We start from the raw sequence: 21,189 nt of genomic DNA, 5'->3' as shown, positions 1-21,189 counted from the left end.
CCGCCCTGACCCCCGTCGGTAGACTTGCGGCATGAGTGAACCTTCGATCTTCACGCGCATCCTGGACGGCGAGATCCCGTCCGAGATCATCGCAGAGACCGACAACGCATTCGCCATCCGCGACATCGCCCCGAAAGCACCCGTGCACCTCCTGGTGATCCCCAAGACCGGGGAGTACCGCAACGTCGTCGAGCTCGCCGCCGGCGACCCGGACCTCATGGCGGAGCTCGTGGGCCTCGCGAACACTGTCGCCGCCGAGCATTCCGACGGGGATTTCCGCCTCGTCTTCAACACCGGCCCGAACGCGGGCCAGACCATCTTCCACGTGCACGCCCATGTGCTCGCGGGAGGCCTCGAAGAGAAGAGTCTCGGTGCCTGATCAACCTTCCCATGAGACCGTGAGCGACCACGTCGAGGTAGACGGCGTCGCGATGGTGCAGCTGCTCGGTCCGCAGGACCGCCTGTTGCGGGTCGTCGAGAAGGAGCATCCGGGCGTCGATGTGCACGTGCGCGGCAACGAGATCACGCTCACGGGCGAGGCGCCGGCCGTCGCGGCGGCACGGACACTGGTCGACGAGCTCGTCGCGATGACGAAGGCGGGCCAGTCGCTCGGCGAGGACGACGTCGCCTCGTCGAACCGCATTCTCCGGAGCGAAGGCGGACCCCGTCCGTCCGAGGTGCTCGGAGAGGCGATCCTCTCGTCGCGGGGCAAGGTCATCCGCCCGAAGACCCTCGGCCAGAAGGCGTATGTCGACGCGATCGAGGAGAACACGATCGTGTTCGGCATCGGCCCCGCCGGCACCGGCAAGACGTATCTCGCGATGGCGAAGGCCGTCCAGGCGCTGCAGCGCAAGGAGGTCAGCCGCATCATCCTGACGCGGCCGGCGGTCGAGGCAGGGGAGCGGCTCGGGTTCCTCCCCGGCACGCTCACCGACAAGATCGACCCCTACCTGCGCCCGCTGTACGACGCGCTCAACGAGATGATGGACCCCGAGCTCGTCCCCAAGCTCATGGCGACCGGAACGATCGAGGTCGCTCCGCTGGCATACATGCGCGGACGCACGCTCAACGATTCGTTCGTCGTGCTCGACGAGGCGCAGAACACCACGCCCGAGCAGATGAAGATGTTCCTCACACGCCTGGGCTTCGGCACGCGCATGGTGGTCACCGGCGACATCACGCAGATCGACCTCCCGCAGGGCGCTTCGGGCCTGCGGCTCGTGACCCGGGTGCTCGGCGACATCGACGACATCCACTTCTCATACCTGACGAGCGACGACGTGGTGCGTCACACGCTCGTCGGCCGCATCGTCGACGCGTACAGCGAGTACGACGAGCGCCGCGTCGCCGCGCGTCGCGAGCGGGACGAGGCATCCGAGTTCGCCAACCGCGCCGAGCGCCGCGCCGCCACCGTCCGCGGCGGCGGACCCCGTGACCACCTTCCGAAGCGAGGACGCCCATGACCATCGAGATCGGCAACGAATCGGGGATCGCCGTCGACGAGACGGTCCTGCTGCGCCTCATGGAGCACAACCTCGCCGAGCTGCACGTCAGCCCCGACGCCGACGTCGCGATCCTGCTCGTCGACGAGGGCGCGATGGAGGCACTGCACGTCCAGTGGATGGACGAGCCCGGCCCGACGGACGTGCTGAGCTTCCCCATGGACGAGCTGCGCCCGGGCACCGAGGACGCCCCGACGCCGGCGGGACTTCTCGGCGACATCGTCCTGTGCCCGCAGGTCGCCGAGACCCAGGCGGTCGCCGCCAAGCACTCGACGCTCGACGAGCTCATCCTCCTCACCACGCACGGCCTGCTGCACCTCCTCGGCTTCGACCACGCCGAGCCGGAGGAGGAGCGGGAGATGTTCGGACTGCAGCGCGAGCTCATCACCTCGTTCCAGGCATCCGAACGCCGACGACCTCGCGCATGACCGCCGCCCTCCTTCTCGTCGCTGCGGCGCTCCTGCTCGCGTTCGGCGCCCTCATGGTCGCGATCGACGCGGCGCTCAGCGTCACCTCCCGTGCGGACCTCGCCGAACTCGGGGCAGGTGGGCGCAACTCGGCATCGCTGCGCAAGATCGCCGACGACCCCGACGCGCACGCCAACGCCGTGATCTTCATCCGCGTGCTCGCCGAGACGACCGCCGCGGTGCTCGTGACCGTCGCGTTCGTGGACCTCTTCAACAGCATCTGGTGGGCCATGCTCGCCGCCGCCGTGCTCATGACCGGCATCTCGTACGTCGTCGTCGGAGCGAGCCCCCGCACGGTGGGCCGGCTCCACGCGAAGGGCCTCCTGCGCGGCGCCGCCCCCGTCATCCGCGGGGTGCGCATCATCCTCGGCCCCCTCGCCCACGGCCTCGTCGCACTGGGCACGCGCATCACTCCGGGGGCCACCCGCGGTTCGTCGTTCGCGTCGGAGGAGCAGCTGCTCAGCATCATCGACGAGGCGGCCGAGAACGAGCTCATCGAACAGGACGACCGCGAGCTGATCCACTCCGTCTTCGACTTCACCGACACGTTCGTCCGCGCCGTGATGGTGCCGCGCACCGACATGGTGACGGTGGATGCCTCGACCTCGACGCGTGAGGCGATGACGATCTTCCTCGAGAAGGGCGTCTCGCGCGTGCCGATCGTGGACGACGACGCCGACGACGTCGTCGGCGTGCTGTATCTCAAGGACCTCGTGCAATTCGGCTTCCGCGACGAGATCGGCTGGCGGGACGCCCCGATCAGCCGCATCGCGCGCCCCGCGGTGTTCGTGCCCGAGTCGATGAAGGCAGAGACGCTGCTCCAGCAGATGAAGCGCGACGCCGTGCACGTGTGTCTCGTCGTCGACGAGTACGGCGGGGTCTCCGGCCTCGTGACACTGGAGGACCTCATCGAGGAGCTCGTCGGCGACATCTCGGACGAGTACGACCCGCGCGGCGAAGAGGTCACGGAGCTCGAGCCCGGCCACTACCGCGTGAGCGCCCGCCTCGGTCTCGACGAGGTCGGCGACCTGTTCGGCCTCGAGCTCGAGGACGAGGACGTCGACTCCATCGGCGGACTCCTCGGCAAGGCCCTCGGCCGCGTCCCGCAGCCGGGCGCGACCGCCGAGTACGCCGGCCTCGTGCTCACCGGCGGCGCCTCCCGCGGGCGCGGCCGCGGCATCTCGACGGTGTTCGTCGAGCGCGGCGACCCCGCCTTGGACGTCGGGCGCTCGCCGCGCACCGGCGAGATCCGCATCGTGAGCCCCCGCACCGGCGAGATCCGGCTGCCTCGGAAGGAAGAGACGTCATGACCGAGAACGAGCCAACGCCGGAAGCCGAGCCCGGCTCCGCGCCCGAGTCCCGCGAGGGGCGTTCCGGCTTCGTCACGTTCGTCGGCCGGCCGAACGTCGGCAAGTCGACCCTGACCAACGCGCTCGTCGGCGAGAAGGTCGCGATCACGAGCGACAAGCCGCAGACGACGCGCCGCGCGATCCGCGGCATCCTCAATCGCCCCGGCGGCCAGCTGGTGATCGTCGACACGCCGGGACTCCACAAGCCCCGGACGCTCCTCGGCCAGCGGCTCAACGACCTCGTCGAGCAGGTGCTCGGCGACGTCGACGTCATCGGCTTCTGCGTGCCCGCGACAGAGAAGGTGGGACCCGGCGACCGCCGCATCGCGGAATCGCTGAGCGGCTACGGGCGCGCCAAGAAGGTGGCGATCGTGACGAAGACGGATGCCGCCACCCGCGATCAGATCACCGAGAGGCTCATCGAGGTCGACACGCTCCGCGAGGACTGGGCCGCCGTCATTCCGCTGTCCGCCTTCACGCGCGACCAGCTCGACGTCCTGAGCGACGAGCTGCTCACCCTCATGCCCGAGGGCCCCGCTCTGTACCCGGAGGGCGTCGTCACCGACGAGTCGACCGAGGACCGCATCGCCGAGATCATCCGCGAGGCCGCCCTCGACGGTGTACGCGACGAGCTGCCGCATTCCATCGCGGTCGTGGTGCAGGAGGTGGCGGCCCGCGAGGACTCCGACCTCACCGACGTCTACGCCGACATCGTCGTCGAGCGCGACAGCCAGAAGGGCATCATCATCGGGCACAAGGGCTCCCGGCTGCGCGATGTCGGCGCGCGCGCCCGCGCGCAGATCGAACCGCTCCTGGGCACCAAGGTGTTCCTCAAGCTCCACGTGCGCATCGCGAAGGAATGGCAGCGCGACCCCAAGCAGCTCGGCCGTCTCGGCTTCTGAACCGGGATCGGCGGACGGATGCTGCGACCCGGCCCGCCCGCGCCGGTACAGGCGTAGCCTGGCGATGAGGTGAAGCGAGAGGAGGGGTCCGCGATGACGACGCCTTCTCAGACCGTGCCGTGGAGCGACCCTCGCGACGACATCGCCGTCGGCGTGCTGATGGCCAACGGCAGGCTCGCTCCGCGGAAGTTCACAAGCCGCGCCCAGGCGGAGGCATGGGCGCGTCCTGAAGAAGGCGACCGCGTCGTCGAGTGGAACCTCATCTGCGAGTGCGACCACTGACGCGGCATCCGTTCGTCATCTGTTCGCTCCCCGCCCGAAACGGGGTGTAGCCTGAAGCCATGCGCTTCGGCGGGCTTCTCCTTCTTAGCCGCCGCGACGAGACCTCGTTCTAGGGCCTTCCTCGTCGCGGAGCTTTGTGTTGGCCCGCATCATCAGGCACCGAGCCACCCCGATCGGGCTGACGCTCGGACCACACGAGAGAAGCGACGACATCATGGAGAACACTCAGAAGACCTCGGGCATGCCGACCCACAAGTATCGGCCGTTCCACGAGCAGATCACCGTGCATCTGCCCGACCGCACCTGGCCCGACCAGCGCATCACGACCGCGCCTCGCTGGTGCGCCGTCGACCTGCGTGACGGCAACCAGGCGCTCATCGATCCGATGAGCCCCGAGCGCAAGCGCATCATGTTCGACCTGCTCGTGAAGATGGGCTACAAGGAGATCGAGGTCGGCTTCCCCTCGGCGAGCCAGACCGACTTCGACTTCGTGCGTCAGCTGATCGAAGAGGACCTCATCCCCGACGACGTCACGATCCAGGTTCTGACGCAGGCCCGTGAGCACCTCATCGAGCGCACCTACGAGTCGATCGCCGGCGCGAAGCAGGCGATCGTGCACCTGTACAACTCGACGAGCACGCTGCAGCGCGAGGTGGTCTTCCGCACCGACGAGCAAGGCATCATCGACATCGCACTCGAAGGCGCGCGCCTGTGCCGAGAGTTCGAGAAGCGCATCCCCGAGACCAAGGTCTTCTACGAGTACTCGCCCGAAAGCTACACCGGCACCGAGCTCGAGTTCGCGCTCAACGTGTGCAACCAGGTCATCGAGATCTTCGAGCCGACACCCGAGCGCAAGGTCATCATCAACCTGCCCGCCACCGTCGAGATGGCGACGCCGAACGTCTATGCCGACTCGATCGAGTGGATGAGCCGTCGCCTGGCCCACCGCGAGAACGTCATCCTGTCGCTGCACCCCCACAACGACCGCGGCACCGCGATCGCCGCAGCCGAGCTCGGCTACATGGCCGGTGCCGACCGCATCGAGGGCTGCCTGTTCGGCAACGGCGAGCGGACGGGCAACGTCGACCTGGTGGCCTTGGGGATCAACCTCTTCACGCAGGGCATCGACCCGCAGATCGACTTCAGCGACATCGACCAGGTCAAGCGCACGGTCGAGTACTGCAACCAGCTGCCGGTGCACGAGCGCAGCCCGTGGGCCGGCGACCTGGTGTTCACCGCCTTCAGCGGCTCGCATCAGGACGCCATCAAGAAGGGCTTCGAGGCGATGGAGGCCCGCGCGGGCGCGGCCGGCGTCACCGTCGACGAGATCGACTGGGCGGTGCCGTACCTGCCCATCGACCCGAAGGACCTGGGCCGCTCGTACGAGGCGGTCATCCGCGTCAACTCGCAGTCGGGCAAGGGCGGTGTCGCCTACCTGCTGAAGACCGACCACTCGCTGGATCTGCCGCGCAAGCTGCAGATCGATTTCTCGGGCGTCGTGCAGGCCAAGACCGACGCCGAGGGCGGCGAGGTCACGAGCGACCAGATCTGGAAGATCTTCACCGACGAGTACCTGCCGTCGGAGGTCGCCGACGAGCGGTGGGGGCGCTTCGAACTGCTGGCCACCAGCACTCGCAGCGACCTGTCGGGCGACGTCGCACTCGACATCACGCTGCGCGACGGCGACGACCGCTTCGAGGCATCAGGTCACGGCAACGGCCCGGTGGCCGCATTCCTCGAGATCATCCGCGCACAGGGATTCGACGTGACGCTCTACGACTACGTCGAGCACGCCCTGAGCGCAGGCGGCGACGCGCAGGCGGCCGCCTATATCGAACTCCAGGTCGATGGCGAGCGCCTCTGGGGCGTCGGCATCGACTCGGACATCTCGACCGCATCGCTCAAAGCGATCGTGTCGGGCGTCAACCGCGCCATCCGCACGCGGCAGCGCTCCGGAGCCCTCGCGGGCGTCTGAACGCGAACCGTCGACGGGTGCGCGCGGCTGATCCCGCGCGCACCCGTCGGTGTTCGTCGGCCCGCGGTCGCTGAGCGAGAGCGGAGCGCGGTCGTTGAGCGAGCCTCCGAGTCGAAACGCAGAGTCGAAACGCAGAGCCGAAACGGGATGCCTCAGGGCTTGACGATCGGGATCGTCGAGGTCTCGACGGCCACCTTGCGGCGGTAGAGCGCGCGCTGCTCCGGCAGCGAGATGTCGAAGATCACCGCGAGCAGGCGGATCACCGTCGTCACCACGATGCCGATGATCGCGGCGACGACCACGCTCACCCCGAGCTGTTCCGCGACCGCGAGGACGAGGCATCCGACGCCCGCCGCTGCCGCGTACAGCGAGCTGACGTGCATGATCGCGACCGGCAGCCCCATGATCACGTCACGGAGGATGCCGCCGCCGACGGCCGCGCAGACGCCGACGAAGACGGCAGGCACGAGCGGGAGCCCGAGCACGAGGGCCTTGCTGGTGCCGAACGCGCCGAACAGGCCGATGACCAGGGCATCGAGGCCGACGATCGCGGCGTTGAGTCTCTGGAAGAGGCCGGCCAGCAGCATCCCGAACAGCGCCGCGCCGGCAGCGGTGAGCAGGTACCAGTTGCTCTGCAGCGTCGTCGGCGTGACGTTGAGAAGCAGGTCGCGGATGAGACCGCCGCCCATGCCCATGACGATGCCGATGATCGCGACGCCGAGCAGGTCGAGCCGGCGTTCGCCGCGGAATCCGGAGGCGAACAGGGCGCCCTGGATGCCGCCGAGGCCCACGGCGATGAGATCCGCCCACAGGGGGATCACGAAGAGCGGCTCGTCCACCCCTCCATTGTCGACGGGGATCAGGGGATGTGGGTGCGCACCGCCGTCAGGAATCCGTCGAGGTCGTCGGTCCACAGCCGCACCGCTTCGATGCGATCGCGGCCCTGCGGCAGGCGCACATCGATCGGGTGTTCGAGGCGGATCAGCACGTTCGTCTCGTTCGCGATGCGCGCGGCGAACGTGCGGCCTCCCGGTTCGTCTGCGACGGCCGGCGCCTTGTCGACCCGGTGCGGGGAGCGCTCGACGGACTGCACCACCTCCCACGGAAGATCGAGGTCCAGCTCCGCACCCTGACGCACGCGGATGCCGGCGGGACCGACCGCGTGCGGTCGGGTGAGGTAGCCGAACAGGAGGCCGAGCATCCACGTCACGCCCCAGATGCCGAGGATGAGGAGCGGGATGCGGACCCAGACCCAGCGGTGGACGATGAGATCCACGATCGGGATCTCGATCGCCGACAGCACGATGAAGATCACCAGCAGGGTCAGCACGGGGGAGTGGTAGCGGAACGCGCTGGCGCCCGCGGGGACCCGCGGGCGGCGGAACACGAAGCGGTAGATGCTCTGATAGACGCCGAGCTCCATGATCCACGCACGCCGGGCGAACGTGACCAGCTTCGCCCGCCACGCGGGCGGTGCGGGGACGTCGGGCGCCGGGCCCGGTCGGGGCTGACGGTCGCGCGGCGCATCGACGGCGCTCACGACGGGCCGCCCTCGTGCGTGCGCGGCTCGTGCTCGGCGATGAGCCGGGTCAGGCGGTCGAGGACGTGCGTCAGCCCCCGCAGAGTCGCCTCTGCCGTGGCCTCGTCGAGACCGTCGATGAGCTGCGCGCCGAGTTCGGTGTGCTCGGCGTCCATGGCGCGCATGGCCTCTTCGCCGCGTGGTGTCAGGGTGACGAGCACCGCCCGGCGATCATGCGGGTGCGGAGCGCGGCGCGCGAAGCCGGTGGCCTCGAGCCCGTCGACGAGGGTGGTGACGTTGCGCGGTGTGACCCCGAGCGCGGTCGCAAGCTCGGCCTGCGTGCGCGGGCCCTCGTGGAACACGAGCCACAGCACGTGGGTGCGGGCGGGGGTGAGGCCCCGCCGATCGAGCTCGCGCTCCTGGTCTGCGCTCAGCACCCCGGACAGCGCGAGCAGCGTGTCGAGAATCTGAGTACCGGACATAGTGAATACGGTACACCAATCCGTGCGCCACCCGCGGCACCCGCGGCGCCGCGCCGCCCGATCGCACGGGAGCACAGGGATAATTGACGCGTGCCCACCTACCGCGATGAAGTCGTGGTCCTGCGCACCCACAAGCTGGGGGAGGCCGACAGGATCGTGACGATGCTCAGCCGCCGCCACGGCAAGCTGCGCGCCGTCGCCAAGGGCGTCCGTCGCACGTCGTCGCGCTTCGGCGCCCGCCTCGAGCCGTTCATGGTCGCGGACGTGCAGCTGTACCAGGGCCGCTCGCTCGACATCGTCCAGCAGGCCGAATCCCTCGGCTCGTACGGCGCGGAGATCGTGGCCCACTACGACCGGTACACCTCCGCACATGCGATGGTCGAGGCGGCCGACCGCCTGAACGAGGCGGAGGCCACACCTCAGCAGTACCTGCTCCTCGTCGGGGGGCTTCGCGCTCTCTCACGCGGTGAGCATGCCTCGCGCAGCGTGCTGGATTCGTACCTGCTCCGCGCTATGGCGCTGTCGGGCTGGGCGCCCGGCCTCGGCGAGTGCGCGCTGTGCGGGCGCCGCGGTCCTCACGACACCTTCGTCGCCCAGCAGGGCGGCATCGTCTGCCGCGACTGCGCTCCGACTGGCGCCGCTCGCGTCGACGCCGCCACCGTGTCGCTCCTGCAGTCGCTGATGGCGGGGGAATGGGACGTGGTGGATGCTGCGTCCCCGGGGTCGACGGCAGCCGCGTCGGGTCTCATCGCGGCCTACGCGCAGTGGCACCTCGAACGCGGCATCCGTTCGCTCTCCCATGTCTCGGCAGCCCCGCAGGAAGGCCCCAGGTGACCCCGAAGCCCTACACGCACCGCGATGCGGTGCCGTACCGCCCGCTGGACTGGACCGGCGTCTACCCGCCCGAGTACCCCCGGGGCGCCGTGCCCGACCACATCGCGATCGTCATGGACGGCAACGGCCGGTGGGCCAACCGCCGGGGCCTCACCCGCATCGAGGGGCACAAGGCGGGCGAGGCTGCGCTGCTCGATGTCGTCGCCGGCGCGATCCAGGCCGGCGTGAAGCACCTCTCGGTCTACGCCTTCTCGACCGAGAACTGGTCGCGCTCGCCCGACGAGGTCCGCTTCCTCATGGGCTACAACCGCGACGTGCTGCACCGGCGCCGCGACCAGCTCAACGAGTGGGGCGTGCGCATCCAGTGGGCCGGCCGCAAGCCGCGCCTGTGGGGCAGCGTCATCAAGGAGCTCCAGTTCGCCGAGCAGCTGACGACCGGCAACGACGTGCTGACTCTGACGATGTGCGTGAACTACGGCGGCCGCATCGAGCTCGTCGATGCGATGCGCTCGATCGCCGACGACGTCGCCGCGGGGCGCCTCAAGCCGTCGGCCGTGTCGGAGAAGCTCATCCAGCGGCGGCTGTACCGCCCCGACATGCCGGACGTCGATCTGTTCCTCCGGTCGAGCGGCGAGCAGCGCACGTCGAACTTCCTGCTCTGGGAATCCGCGTATGCGGAGTTCGTGTTCCTCGACACGCTGTGGCCCGACTTCACGCGCGAAGACCTGTGGCACGGCATCGACACCTACCTCGGTCGTGATCGCCGTTTCGGCGGCGCCGTGGACGCCCCCGACTCCGCGACGCCCTGAGTCACGCCCCCGCGGCCGGCGGGGTATCCAGCGAGCGTTCGCGCCCTCATCATTGACGTGAGCCGCGCATGCGGCCGGTCAGGAGGCGCATCATGGCGCTGTCACGGCCCCGGGTGGGCCTCCCCGTGATCCTGAGCCTTGTCGTCGTCCTCGCCATCACGGGATGCGGGACGACAGTGACCGCGCAGGAGGCGGGACGCACGACGACGAGCCCCACACCGTCCGCAGAAGAGACGAACGAGGGCACCCCCGACGGCGAGGCCGAAAGCGGCGGCGACCAGGGGCAGACCGACTCCGACGGTGGCGAGGATCCCGCCCAGGATCGCGTCCGCACCGGCCCCGTCGCCCAGTACGGCGGTCCCGCGTACGGCGACCAGGGAACGGCCGAAGTCCTCGAGGGCGGGCTCTGGTGCAAGACGATCGCGGTGTTCTGGGGCGGCAACGAGCCCATACCCGAGGGGGTCCGCTTCACGTTCGAGAACGCCGCGCCCGATCGACCCGGCCTCCGGGTGGAGGGCGGGATCTGCGGCACCCGCGGCGCGGATCGCTCGTGCCTCGGCATGCTGGTCCAGGCGAACGAGTCCGGGATCTTCTGCAGTCTCCTCCTGCGCCCGGGCAGCGACTTCCAGGACGGCACCGCGATCACCTTCCGCGGAACGCTCGAGTGCCCGATCGCCGAGATCTGCGATCAGGTCGCCGCACGCGAGGTCGAGCCGGGCCCGCCGATCATCGTCAACGACCCGGAGCCGTCCGCCGAGCAGGAGCAGGAACAGGAGCAGGAGCAGGAGCAGCAACAGCAGCAGGAAGAGGAGCAACCGGACGAGGAGCAGCCGACCGAGTCGCCCGATCCCGGACAGTCGCCGCAGCCAGGGGAGGGGAGCGGGTGACCGATCGCCCGGCGATCACGCCTTCCGAGCCGTCGACGCCCGAGCACGAAGCGCCGCCGCGCGTCGAGCCGCGCCCGATCGAGCCCGGCCTGGGCTTCGAGAAGTGGATGGGCTTCCTCTCCTCGTTCGTGGCGCCGCTCACGCTGGTCACCGCGCTCCTCTTCTACTTCGGCTACGTCTCGACACGACAGTTCTTCCGCTACTTCGGGGTCGACGTCGACATCATCGGACTGAGCTCGCAGGAGTTCGTGATGCGCAGCCCCGGCGCCCTCTTCATCCCGGTCATGGTGCTCACCCTGCTCGCGGCCGCGGCGATCATCGGCCATCGCGCCCTGCGGAAGTGGCTGCTCGTGCAGGAGCGCCCGGCGCAGCGCCGGGTGATCGGCATCCTCGCGTGGACGGGGATCGGCTTCATCCTCGCCGGCCTCGTCCTGGCCTTCCTCGTGCCGTTCCTCCCGGGCTGGACGTACGGGCAGCTCCTCACCCCGCTGTTCCTCGCGATCGGCGCGGGACTCGCCGCCTACGCCTCGGCCACCGTGCGCGCGCTCGACCCCTCGAGCGGCGGGCGCGGCGTCGTCGTGCTGCTCGTGCTCGTGATGATCGCCGGCACGTTCTGGTCGACCGCGACCATCGCGCAGTGGTGGGGGCTCGGGCAGGCGCGTTCCCTCGCCGCCGACCTCACGACGCTTCCCGCCGTCGTGCTCGATACGCGCGAGCGCCTCTACCCGGGTAACGACGACATCACCTTCCAGCAGCTCGGGGACGAGGCATCCGTCGACGATCCCGCGGCGGCGCCGCAGACGTTCGGGTACCGCTACTTCGGCCTTCGACTGCTCGCACACGGCGGCGGACGCCTGTATCTCGTGCCCGATTCGTGGTCGCCGGATGCCTCGACCCTCGTTGTGCCGTACGACGACGTGCGGGTGAGGTTCCGCTTCGTGCCCGACGCCGATCCGCCGATTCCCTGAGGATTCACATCACAGCGACCCATTCGGCGGAATAGACGCGCGGACGCGCGCGGTTGTGCTGAGCATGACGGACGCCATCAAGATCGACGTGTGGAGCGACATCGCCTGCCCCTGGTGCTACATCGGCAAGCGGAATCTCGAGAACGGACTGGCCGCGGCATCCGCGGACGCCGACGCCCCCGCCGTGGAGGTGACGTACCACTCCTTCGAGCTGTCGCCCGATACGCCCGTCGACTTCGAAGGCGATGAGCTCGACTTCCTCGCGAAGCACAAGGGCATGCCGCGCGCCCAGGTGCACCAGATGCTCGAGCGCGTGACCGGCGTCGCCGCCGACGCAGGCCTGGAGTACCGCTTCGATCTGCTCAAGCACACCAACACCGTGAAGGCCCACGAGCTCCTGCACTTCGCGAAGGAGCAGGGGCGTCAGCTCGAGCTCGCCGAGCGCCTCATGTCCGCATACTTCACCGAGGGGCGCCACCTCGGTCGCGAGGACGAGCTCGTCGACCTCGCGACGGATGCGGGACTCGACGCCGACGCCGCGCGCGACGCCCTGCAGAGCGGCCGCTACCTCGACGCGGTGCGCGCCGACCAGGCGCAGGCCGCGGCCTACGGCATCAACGGGGTGCCCTTCTTCGTGATCGACGGCAAGTACGGCGTGTCGGGGGCGCAGCCCGCCGAGGCCTTCGCGCAGATCGTGCGGCAGGTGTGGTCCGAGCACCGCGAGCCCGCCGACGTCGACGCCTGAGCCCTGAACGAGAACAGGCCCGCCGCGAGGAGTCGCGGCGGGCCTGTTCGCCTGTGGGATCAGCGCGGCAGGTTCGCCTCGATGACCTCGACGATCGCCGGGTCATCGGGCTTGACGTTCGGACGGAAGCGGTGGATGCCACCCTCCGGCGTCAGGACGAACTTCTCGAAGTTCCACACGATCGGGCCTTTCTTGCCTTCGGTATCGCGCGACTTCTTCAGCGCCTTGTAGACCGGGGCGGCCCCCGGGCCGTTCACCTTGATCTTGTCGAAGACCGGGAACGTCACCCCCCACGTGACGGAGCAGTACTCGAGGATCTCGTCCATCGAGCCCGGCTCCTGACCCATGAACTGGTTGCAGGGGAAGCCCAGCACCGTGAAGCCGCGGTCGGCGTACGCGCGCTGCAGCTGCTCGAGCTGCTCGTATTGCGGAGTCAGGCCGCATTTCGATGCGACGTTGACGACGAGGAGCACCTGGTCGCCGTACTCGGAGAGGGTGGCGGTGCCGCCGTCGGCGGTGTCGAAGGGGATCTCGCGCAGGTCGGTGATCGTGGCCTCGGTCATGCCTCCAGGCTAAGGGCTCTGCACAGGGGCGCGGCCGTTCAGCCAAGGAACGGATTCCTGTAAGAGAATGGAACGCGTGACGACTGCCCTCGCCCCCGCGCCGACGCTGCGCATCGGGCCCATCGAACTCGACGCCCCCGTGGTGCTCGCGCCGATGGCGGGCATCACGAACACCGCCTTCCGCCGCCTGTGCCGCGAATACGGCGCCGGTCTCTATGTCAGCGAGATGATCACGACGCGCGCCCTCGTCGAGCGCAACGCGACGACGATGCGCCTGATCACCCACCACGAATCCGAGACCCCGCGCTCGATCCAACTGTACGGGGTCGACCCCGCGACGACCGAGGCGGCAGTGCGTCTCCTCGTCGAGGAGGATCGCGCCGATCACATCGATCTGAATTTCGGATGCCCCGTCCCCAAGGTGACGCGCAAGGGCGGCGGAGCAGCGCTGCCGTGGAAGCTCGGCCTGTTCCGCGACATCGTGACGCGCGCCGCCCGCGCCGCCGGTGACATCCCCCTCACGGTCAAGATGCGCAAGGGGATCGACGCCGACCACCTCACGTATCTCGATGCCGGGCGCATCGCTGAGGACGCCGGCGTCGCCGCCGTCGCCCTGCACGCCCGTACCGCATCGGAGTTCTACTCCGGCGAGGCGGACTGGCCGGCGATCGCGAAGCTCAAAGAAGCCGTCACCAGCGTCCCGGTGCTCGGAAACGGCGACATCTGGTCGGCCGACGACGCGGTGCGCATGATGGACGAGACCGGCTGCGACGGCGTCGTCGTCGGACGCGGCTGCCTCGGGCGACCGTGGCTGTTCGGCGACCTCGCCCGCGCGCTCGGCGGGCCGGGTGCCGCACCGGCCGAGCCCGTCGACGCGACCCTCGGCTTCGTCTCCCACGCGTTCCGCCGTCACGCGGAGCTGCTCGTGGAGTTCTTCGAGGACGAGGACCGCGGCTGCCGCGACATCCGCAAGCACGTCGCCTGGTACTTCAAGGGCTACCCGGTGGGCGGCGAGCTCCGCGCGAGCCTCGCGACCGCATCGAGCCTGGCCGAGATCGACGACCTGCTCGCCACCCTCGACGCTGACGCGCCGTACCCGGGCGCGGCGGCGGAGGGCCAGCGCGGTCGCGCCGGCACCCCGAAGCGCCCCGCACTGCCCGACCGCTGGCTGGAATCCCGCGAGCTCAGTGCCGAGGCATCCACCGCCATCGCCGAAGCGGAACTCGACCACAGTGGCGGGTGACCTGGCCGGCGCATCGGAGCGCCCGGTGGGGTACGACGACGCCGACGCCGCCCGCTTCCACGCCGAGCGCCACCGATCGCAGCGCGACGACTTCGCCCGCGACCGCGCCCGCGTGCTGCACTCGGCCGCCCTGCGCCGCCTGGCCGCCAAGACCCAGGTGCTGAGCCCCGCCAGCCCCGCGGACTTCGCGCGGAATCGCCTGACCCACTCGCTCGAGGTCGCCCAGGTCGGCCGCGAGCTGGCGACCGCACTCGACCTCGCTGCCGACGTCGTCGACACCGCCTGCCTCAGCCACGACCTCGGGCACCCGCCGTTCGGACACAACGGCGAACGCGCGCTGAACGAGTGGGCCGAGGATTTCGGCGGCTTCGAGGGCAACGCACAGACCCTGCGCATCCTCACCCGGCTCGAGCCCAAGGTGATCGACGCCGACGGGCACAGCTTCGGCCTGAACCTCACCCGGGCGAGCCTCGACGCCGCCTGCAAGTACCCGTGGACCGTAGACCATCCGCTGCCCGACCCCGGCGGTCGGCTCAAGTTCGGCGTCTACCCCGAGGACGAAGAGGTGTTCCGCTGGGTCCGCGCCGGTGCGCCGGGGCGGCTGCGCTGCATCGAGGCCGAGGTCATGGACCTCTCCGACGACATCGCCTACTCGGTCCACGACTTCGAGGACGCGGTCGTCAACGGATACCTCGACCCGGCCCGCCTGGTCGACCCACGCGAGCACGAGTGGCTCCTCACCGCGATCCAGTCGTGGGTCGGGTTCGACTTCGCCCGCGACGAACTCGAGGACGCGCTGTTCCGGCTCACCCGCATGCCGGAGTGGATCGATTCCTTCGACGGCACCCGTGCGGCGCTGGCGCGGCTGAAGAACCTCACCTCCGACCTCATCGGCCGCTTCGCCCGGGCCGCCACCACCGCGACGCGCGAGGCGTACCCGACCTCCGTGCTGACGCGCTATCGCGGGCACCTCGTCGTGCCCCGCATCGTCGAGGCCGAGATGGCGGTGCTCAAGGGGATCATCGGCGCCGCGGTCGTGTCGATCGAAGGACGCAAAGACCTCTACAAGGAGCAGCGTCGCGTCCTCAAGCGTCTCGCCACGGCCCTGTGGGAGCACCCCGATTCGCTCGACCCGCTCCACGCGGAGGACTTCGCCGCGGCCGAGACGGAAGCTGCGCGCCGCCGTGTCGTGGTCGACCAGGTGGCCAGCCTCACCGACCAGCTGGCGATCGCGTGGCACACCTCGCTCGTCGAGCCGGTGGATGCCGCATCCGTCGGCGTGTGGGCACCGGGCGCGCGCCCCATGGACACCGCCTCGCGCGCCTTCCGCGCCTCCGAGGCGCGCTGATGGCGGGGCGCATCCGCCAGGCGGACGTCGACGAGGTCAAGGCGCGCACGAACATCGCCGACATCATCGGGGAGCGGGTCGCGCTCAAGTCCGCGGGCGTGGGCTCGATGAAGGGCCTGTGCCCCTTCCACGACGAGCGCAGTCCGAGCTTCAACGTGCGCCCACAGGCCGGCTTCTACCACTGCTTCGGCTGCGGCGAGTCCGGCGATGTCTACTCGTTCCTGCGCGCGATGGACCACGTGACCTTCACGGAGGCCGTCGAACGGCTCGCCGGCCGCATCGGCTACGCGCTGCACTACGAGGACGGCGGCGCCGCTCCGGAGCACACCGGTCGCGCCCGCCTGTACGCCGCGAACGCGGCGGCGGCCGAGTTCTTCCGGGCGCAGCTCATGACGCCCGAGGCCGACATCGCGCGACGCTTCCTCGGCCAGCGCGGCTTCGACGCCGGCGCCGCGGCCCACTTCGGCGTCGGATTCGCCCCGAAGGGCTGGGAGGGCATGACCCACGCGCTCCGCGCCAAGGGTTTCACCGACGAGGAGCTGTCGTCAGCCGGACTCGTGTCGCAAGGGCAGCGCGGCGTCTACGACCGCTTCCGCGGACGCGTGGTCTGGCCGATCCGCGATGTGACCGGGCAGGTGATCGGCTTCGGGGCGCGCAAGCTGTTCGACGACGACAACGGTCCCAAGTACCTGAACACGCCGGAGACGACGATCTACAAGAAGGCGCAGGTGCTCTACGGGCTCGACCTCGCCAAGCGCGAGGTCTCCCGCCAGCACCAGGTCGTCGTGGTCGAGGGCTACACCGACGTCATGGCGTGCCACCTCGCAGGCATCACGACCGCGATCGCGACGTGCGGCACGGCGTTCGGCTCCGACCACATCACGGTGCTCCGGCGCGTGATGGGAGACGACTCGACGGCCGGGGAGGTCGTCTTCACCTTCGACCCGGATGCCGCGGGGCAGAAGGCGGCGCTGCGCGCCTTCGCCGATGCCAAGCGATTCAACGCGCAGACGTACGTCGCCACCGGTCCGGAGGGCCTCGATCCGTGCGACCTGCGCCTCGCCCGCGGCGACGGCGCCGTCCGGGCGCTGCTCGAGACGAAGGTGCCCATGGTCGAGTTCGTGCTCGACCAGCGCATCTCGGGCTACGACCTGCGCAGCGTCGAGGGGCGCGTCGGCGCGCTTCGGACGGCGGCCCCGGTCGTCGCCGAGCTGCGCGACCCGCTCCTGCAGCCGGAGTACGTCCGCGTGCTCGCTCGGCGACTCGGCATGGACACCGAGGATGTCCGCCGTGAGGTCGAGCGCGCGGGTCGGAGCAGCGGAGGCGGGCGGCGCGACGCCGCGCCCGGCACCGCCGAGCCGGCGGAGCCACCCGTCGACGACGGCGCCCTGCGCGTCACGCTCGCGACGCTTCCTCGCACGCCCGACGTCGGCATCGAGCGCGGCGCGCTGATGGGCGTGCTGCAGTTCGGCCACCGCATGGACCCGTCGCTGGTCGCGCGCGCGCTCGACCTGCCCTTTCGTCATCCGGCGCTCGACGCCGTCCGCGTCGCCGTGCGCGACGCTCCGGGCATGCAGCGGCCGGGGTGGGCGGTGGATGCCGTCGCCACCGTCCGCGAGCCCTACCGATCACTCGCGGCGGAGCTGCTCGCCGCCGACTTCCCGGCTCTGAGCGACGACGAGGCGGTCTCGTCGGCGGGCGACCTCGCCCGCCGCCTGGTGATGCGCGGATTCGACCGTGAGAAGGCGGAGCTGCTCGGCGCGATCCAGCGGGTGCCCGCGGACTCGGAGGAGGGCCGCACGATCCGGCTGCGTCTGCGGGAGCTCGACGCCCAGCGCCAGGCTCTGGCCGACGAGGGCTCCTGAACGGGTCCCGTCGGCTGGCGTCGGCGCCGGTCAACAGGCAGGATGAGGATATGGCTCGCCGACGAGATGCGGATGTCGCGATCGACTGCTCGGATCTGTCGATCGCCCGCTCCGGCCGCGGGGGCCCTGCCCAGCGCGTGGTCGACGGCGTCTCGTTCCGGTTGCCGCACGGCGGCATCCTGGCGGTGATGGGGCCGACCGGCTCGGGCAAGTCATCGCTCGCGGCGGTGCTGGCGGGCGCGGATGAACCCGGACTCGCGGTCGTGGGAGGACGCGGCCTCGTCGAGGGCGTCGCGGTGCGGCGTCCCGGTCGCGCCCATCGCTACCTCACGTACTACGCCGGCTATGTCCCGCAGTCCGCCGGCGCGCACCTGCCGGCGCGCCTGACGGTCGCCGAGGTGATCGGCGAGCCGATCACCAGCCGCGACCGTCGCGTCAGTCCGCGCGCACTCGCGGTGCGCGTGGCGTCTCTCCTCGACGAGTTGATGCTGCCCCTCGGCGCTGCGGCGAAGTACCCGTACGAGCTCAGCGCGGGTATGCGCCAGCGCGTGGCGCTGGCGAGGGCTCTGGTGCTCCAGCCCCGCGTGCTGATCGCGGACGAGCCCTTCGCCAACATGGACGTCGAGGTGCGCAAGGCGGCACGTGAGGCGGTGCTCCGCCGGCGGCGCGAGCTCGACATGGCCGCCCTCGTCGTGACGAACGAGCCGGACGTCGTGCACGAGCTCGATGCGGACGTCCTCGTGCTGCGGGCGGGCCACGCTGTCGCCTTCGGGCACGGCACGCAGGATCTGCTGTGGACGCCCGACGGCCAGGCCGATCGACGCGTCGTCAACTCCTGAGCGCGCCCGTGGTCATGAGCACGGGTTGAGCTTTGCTAGTATGGACTGGTTGCCCGCACGAGAGTGCGGAACATTCCTCCATAGCTCAATTGGCAGAGCAATCGGCTGTTAACCGATAGGTTCTTGGTTCGAGTCCAAGTGGGGGAGCGAAGGCCTCGGGGCTCCACCCCCGAGGCTTTCTTCGTCTCCGGGGACCACATCGAGGAGTGCACATGGCGGCTCGCGCGAAGCCTGCGCCGCGTCTGGCCGTCGAAGGCGGCGTCCCCGCCCCGGCGCCGATCTACCGCTCCGTCCCGCTGCTGATCGCGCTGGGAGTCTTCGGCGCCACCGTTCTGTGGGTCGGGCTCGTCGTCCTGTTCGGCGGCGAACCCTGGATGTTCCCGATCTCGGCGCCGGCGCCCTGGCTCTTCCTCGCGCTCGTTCCGTCCGTCGTCGCGATCCTGCTCGCCGTCCGCGGCATCGCGCTGTGGGCGCTCCTCTGCGCCGTGGCGAGCGTGTGGCTCGTCCCCACCGGCGTCGCGACGATGGCGGTGGTGCTCGTCGCGCTCTGGACCGTACGCGGGATCCGCAGCCAGTGGGCCGCCCACGATCTCGACTCGGTCATCGCCACGGCTGCGGCGCACGGCCTTCCCGTTCTCGTCGTGCAGCACGTGGCGGGAAAGGCGCGGGCGCGCAAGACCACCGACACGACGCAGGTGCAGGTCCGCGACATCGACACCGGCGAGCTCTCGACGGCCCGTGTCTGGGGCCCGATGACCACGGGGACCACCTTCGTGCGTCAGGGGATGAACGTCATCGCACAGGCACCGCCCGGAGCCGACGCGGAACTCCGCCGCTGGGTCGAGCGTCAGAACCGCCGGAGCGCGCCGACGTCCGCGTAGTGCGGCGCGGCGCGCCGGCTCAGGCGTCGAGGTCGTCGATGCCCGGGGTCCAGGAGCTGCCCGGCCGGCCCCAGCCGCGCTTGCGCGCGATCTTCTGCACGGTCTTCCAGTCGCCGTCGTCGAGACGGTCGACGTAGAGGATCCCGTCGAGGTGGTCGAACTCGTGCTGCATGATGCGCGCCCGCCAGCCGTCCACCTGGACGCGAACGGGCTCGCCGTCGAGATCCGTGCCGGTCACCAGCACCTCGTCGGATCGACGGAGCGCGAATCGCTCGCCGGGGAACGACAGGCACCCCTCGGACTCCTCGTCGGGGTCGGGTGCACCGGGCTCGAGGGACTTCATCCACAGCTCGGGATTGATGATGACGCCGCGCCAGGGCGCACCGTCGTCGTCGGCGTAGGTGTACGTGTAGATGCGCAGCGGCACGCCCACCTGCGGGGCCGCGAGACCCACGCCGGGTGCGGCATCCATCGTCTCGAACATGTCGGCGACCAGGGTGCGGATCTCGTCCGTGATCTCTTCGACGGCGGATGCGGGGGAGTGCAGGACGGGATCGCCCATGATGCGAATCGGGAGAACAGCCACGCCTTGAGCCTATCGACAGGCACCTGCGGCTAGTGTCGATACGTGGTGTGGACTGCGGTGGAGCTCGAGGACATCGGCGATCAGCTGGTCGGCGTGTTCCAGAACCCGAACATCCTCATCGGCATTCCGCTGGCACTCCTCGGCGCCGTCTTCATGTCGTTCGGCGCACAGTACCAGCACCGCGGCGTGACGAAGGTCGAGCGTCTCTACGGCTCCCAGGCCAACGGCGGGCTGGGCGCGAACCACCTGCTGAAGCTTCTCGCGCGACCGTCGTGGGTGATCGGCACCGTCATGCTCGGGCTCGCCATCGTGTGCCAGCTCTGGGCGCTCGCCTTCGCCCCGCTCATCGTGGTTCAGCCCCTCGGAGCGATCGCCCTCGTCATCACGACGCTGCTGAACGCCCAGATCAGCGGCCACAAGCCGACGAAGCGCTCCCTCATCGCGATCGCGGCGTGCGTGGGCGGAATCTTCGTCTTCGTCACGATCGCGGCGCTCTTCGCGACAGAGAAGCCGGTGTCGAACGGACAGCTCATCACGATCCTGGTGCTGCTGGGCATCGTCACCGTCGTCTTCGCAGGTCTGTGGATCTGGCTGCGCTCGCGGATGGGTGCGCTGTTCTACATCATCGCCGCGGGGGTCATCTACGGCTTCGTCGCGACGCTCGCCAAGGTCGTGATCGTGCGCATCCAGTCGCAGGATTTCAACTGGCTCACCTTCACGTGCCTCGCCGCACTCATCGCGGGCGCCATCGTCGGCGCTTATTTCGTGCAGAACGCGTACGCCTCCGGGCCACCGGATCTCGTCGTCGCCGGCCTCACGGTGATCGACCCCATCGTCGCGATCTTCATCGGCCTGACGGTGCTGCAAGAGGCCGCCGGCGCGCCGCTCTGGGTCTACATCACGTTCGCGGTGGTCGGCGCCGTCGCGGTGTGGGGAGTGTTCCAGCTCGCCAGGCACCACCCCCAGGTGCTCAGCGAGAGCCAGGAGCTCCCGATCCAGCGGGGGAGCAGCGGAAGGGAGACGGATGCCGCGCACCCGCACACCGCGTCCATCAAGGTGACCGAGGCCGTCGCCAAGGTGTGGCCCGAGCCGCCCGTGAAGGACCCCGCCGACGAGTCCGAAGGCAAGACGGGCAGGTAGGCT

The 21,189-nt window shown here is 69.9% G+C and carries 23 protein-coding genes and 1 tRNA gene; 19 read left to right on the top strand and 5 right to left on the bottom strand.

Going from position 1 to position 21,189, the window contains the following annotated elements:
• Positions 1-31: 31 nt before the first annotated feature.
• From ACVN90_RS09440 to leuA, 7 genes are all read left to right on the top strand, one after another.
• Complete coding sequence (locus ACVN90_RS09440) at positions 32-379, top strand: HIT domain-containing protein (protein ID WP_475101854.1); 348 nt, start codon at positions 32-34, stop codon at positions 377-379.
• A gap of 52 nt (positions 380-431) precedes the next feature.
• Entirely contained in the window at positions 432-1,463 is a 1,032-nt protein-coding gene (locus ACVN90_RS09435; protein WP_475102093.1) for a PhoH family protein, read from the top strand.
• The gene (gene ybeY, locus ACVN90_RS09430; RefSeq protein ID WP_159844058.1) at positions 1,460-1,930 is read left to right on the top strand and encodes an rRNA maturation RNase YbeY; all 471 of its coding nucleotides are present in this window, start codon (positions 1,460-1,462) and stop codon (positions 1,928-1,930) included. The genes ACVN90_RS09435 and ybeY overlap by 4 nt, the downstream gene beginning before the upstream one ends.
• A complete protein-coding gene (locus tag ACVN90_RS09425; RefSeq protein ID WP_475101853.1) occupies positions 1,927-3,279 on the top strand; it encodes a hemolysin family protein in 1,353 nt (450 codons plus the stop codon). The genes ybeY and ACVN90_RS09425 overlap by 4 nt, the downstream gene beginning before the upstream one ends.
• A complete protein-coding gene (gene era, locus ACVN90_RS09420) occupies positions 3,276-4,220 on the top strand; it encodes a GTPase Era (RefSeq protein WP_475101852.1) in 945 nt (314 codons plus the stop codon). Before ACVN90_RS09425 ends, era begins: the two co-directional genes overlap by 4 nt.
• Positions 4,221-4,313: 93 nt before the next feature.
• Positions 4,314-4,502: a hypothetical protein gene (locus ACVN90_RS09415; protein ID WP_475101851.1), complete on the top strand. Its 189-nt coding sequence runs from the start codon at positions 4,314-4,316 to the stop codon at positions 4,500-4,502.
• A gap of 214 nt (positions 4,503-4,716) precedes the next feature.
• Entirely contained in the window at positions 4,717-6,477 is a 1,761-nt protein-coding gene (gene leuA, locus ACVN90_RS09410) for a 2-isopropylmalate synthase (RefSeq protein WP_475101850.1), read from the top strand.
• 152 nt (positions 6,478-6,629) lie between these two features.
• Here leuA and ACVN90_RS09405 read toward each other — a convergent pair whose 3' ends face one another.
• The 3 genes from ACVN90_RS09405 to ACVN90_RS09395 are packed head-to-tail and all read right to left on the bottom strand — an operon-like array spanning position 6,630 to position 8,478.
• Positions 6,630-7,316, bottom strand: a complete 687-nt coding sequence (locus tag ACVN90_RS09405) for a trimeric intracellular cation channel family protein (RefSeq protein WP_475101849.1) — start codon at positions 7,314-7,316, stop codon at positions 6,630-6,632.
• Positions 7,317-7,336: 20 nt separating this feature from the next.
• Positions 7,337-8,017: a hypothetical protein gene (locus tag ACVN90_RS09400; protein WP_475101848.1), complete on the bottom strand. Its 681-nt coding sequence runs from the start codon at positions 8,015-8,017 to the stop codon at positions 7,337-7,339.
• Positions 8,014-8,478 (bottom strand): MarR family winged helix-turn-helix transcriptional regulator, encoded by a 465-nt coding sequence (locus ACVN90_RS09395; RefSeq protein ID WP_475101847.1) that lies wholly within the window; start codon positions 8,476-8,478, stop codon positions 8,014-8,016. Before ACVN90_RS09395 ends, ACVN90_RS09400 begins: the two co-directional genes overlap by 4 nt.
• 90 nt (positions 8,479-8,568) lie before the next feature.
• Here ACVN90_RS09395 and recO point away from each other — a divergent pair, with 90 nt between their 5' ends.
• The 5 genes from recO to ACVN90_RS09370 all read left to right on the top strand — a co-directional run bounded on the left by recO (position 8,569) and on the right by ACVN90_RS09370 (position 12,721).
• Entirely contained in the window at positions 8,569-9,312 is a 744-nt protein-coding gene (gene recO / locus ACVN90_RS09390) for a DNA repair protein RecO (protein ID WP_475101846.1), read from the top strand.
• Positions 9,309-10,121: an isoprenyl transferase gene (locus tag ACVN90_RS09385; RefSeq protein WP_475101845.1), complete on the top strand. Its 813-nt coding sequence runs from the start codon at positions 9,309-9,311 to the stop codon at positions 10,119-10,121. The genes recO and ACVN90_RS09385 overlap by 4 nt, the downstream gene beginning before the upstream one ends.
• A gap of 92 nt (positions 10,122-10,213) precedes the next feature.
• Positions 10,214-11,008, top strand: a complete 795-nt coding sequence (locus ACVN90_RS09380; protein WP_475101844.1) for a hypothetical protein — start codon at positions 10,214-10,216, stop codon at positions 11,006-11,008.
• Positions 11,005-11,976: a hypothetical protein gene (locus ACVN90_RS09375; protein WP_475101843.1), complete on the top strand. Its 972-nt coding sequence runs from the start codon at positions 11,005-11,007 to the stop codon at positions 11,974-11,976. The genes ACVN90_RS09380 and ACVN90_RS09375 overlap by 4 nt, the downstream gene beginning before the upstream one ends.
• 64 nt (positions 11,977-12,040) lie before the next feature.
• Positions 12,041-12,721 carry a DsbA family oxidoreductase gene (locus tag ACVN90_RS09370; protein WP_475101842.1) on the top strand — a complete coding sequence of 227 codons (681 nt, stop codon included), beginning with the start codon at positions 12,041-12,043 and terminating at the stop codon, positions 12,719-12,721.
• A 59-nt stretch (positions 12,722-12,780) separates the two neighbouring features.
• Here ACVN90_RS09370 and ACVN90_RS09365 read toward each other — a convergent pair whose 3' ends face one another.
• Complete coding sequence (locus tag ACVN90_RS09365) at positions 12,781-13,284, bottom strand: glutathione peroxidase (RefSeq protein ID WP_475101841.1); 504 nt, start codon at positions 13,282-13,284, stop codon at positions 12,781-12,783.
• A 76-nt stretch (positions 13,285-13,360) separates the two neighbouring features.
• Here ACVN90_RS09365 and dusB point away from each other — a divergent pair, with 76 nt between their 5' ends.
• The 6 genes from dusB (at position 13,361) to ACVN90_RS09335 (ending at position 19,460) form a co-directional block, all read left to right on the top strand.
• Positions 13,361-14,527: a tRNA dihydrouridine synthase DusB gene (dusB, locus tag ACVN90_RS09360; protein ID WP_475101840.1), complete on the top strand. Its 1,167-nt coding sequence runs from the start codon at positions 13,361-13,363 to the stop codon at positions 14,525-14,527.
• Positions 14,517-15,875, top strand: a complete 1,359-nt coding sequence (locus tag ACVN90_RS09355) for a deoxyguanosinetriphosphate triphosphohydrolase (RefSeq protein WP_475101839.1) — start codon at positions 14,517-14,519, stop codon at positions 15,873-15,875. Before dusB ends, ACVN90_RS09355 begins: the two co-directional genes overlap by 11 nt.
• Positions 15,875-17,740 carry a DNA primase gene (dnaG, locus tag ACVN90_RS09350; RefSeq protein WP_475101838.1) on the top strand — a complete coding sequence of 622 codons (1,866 nt, stop codon included), beginning with the start codon at positions 15,875-15,877 and terminating at the stop codon, positions 17,738-17,740. The genes ACVN90_RS09355 and dnaG overlap by 1 nt, the downstream gene beginning before the upstream one ends.
• 50 nt (positions 17,741-17,790) lie before the next feature.
• On the top strand, positions 17,791-18,579 hold the full coding sequence (locus ACVN90_RS09345) for an ATP-binding cassette domain-containing protein (protein ID WP_475101837.1): 789 nt from the start codon (positions 17,791-17,793) through the stop codon (positions 18,577-18,579).
• A 74-nt stretch (positions 18,580-18,653) separates the two neighbouring features.
• Positions 18,654-18,726, top strand: a tRNA-Asn gene (locus tag ACVN90_RS09340).
• 65 nt (positions 18,727-18,791) lie between these two features.
• Complete coding sequence (locus ACVN90_RS09335; RefSeq protein ID WP_475101836.1) at positions 18,792-19,460, top strand: hypothetical protein; 669 nt, start codon at positions 18,792-18,794, stop codon at positions 19,458-19,460.
• Between the two features lie 19 nt (positions 19,461-19,479).
• Here ACVN90_RS09335 and def read toward each other — a convergent pair whose 3' ends face one another.
• The gene (gene def, locus ACVN90_RS09330; RefSeq protein ID WP_475101835.1) at positions 19,480-20,046 is read right to left on the bottom strand and encodes a peptide deformylase; all 567 of its coding nucleotides are present in this window, start codon (positions 20,044-20,046) and stop codon (positions 19,480-19,482) included.
• A gap of 42 nt (positions 20,047-20,088) precedes the next feature.
• On the opposite strand from def, the gene ACVN90_RS09325 reads away from it, so the two are divergent.
• Positions 20,089-21,186 (top strand): DMT family transporter, encoded by a 1,098-nt coding sequence (locus ACVN90_RS09325; protein WP_475101834.1) that lies wholly within the window; start codon positions 20,089-20,091, stop codon positions 21,184-21,186.
• Positions 21,187-21,189 lie beyond the last annotated feature (3 nt).

It is taken from the genome of Microbacterium sp. F01 (assembly GCF_056156365.1).
Note: the sequence above shows the minus strand (reverse complement) of the source record. Positions and strands in the feature narration are given on the sequence as shown.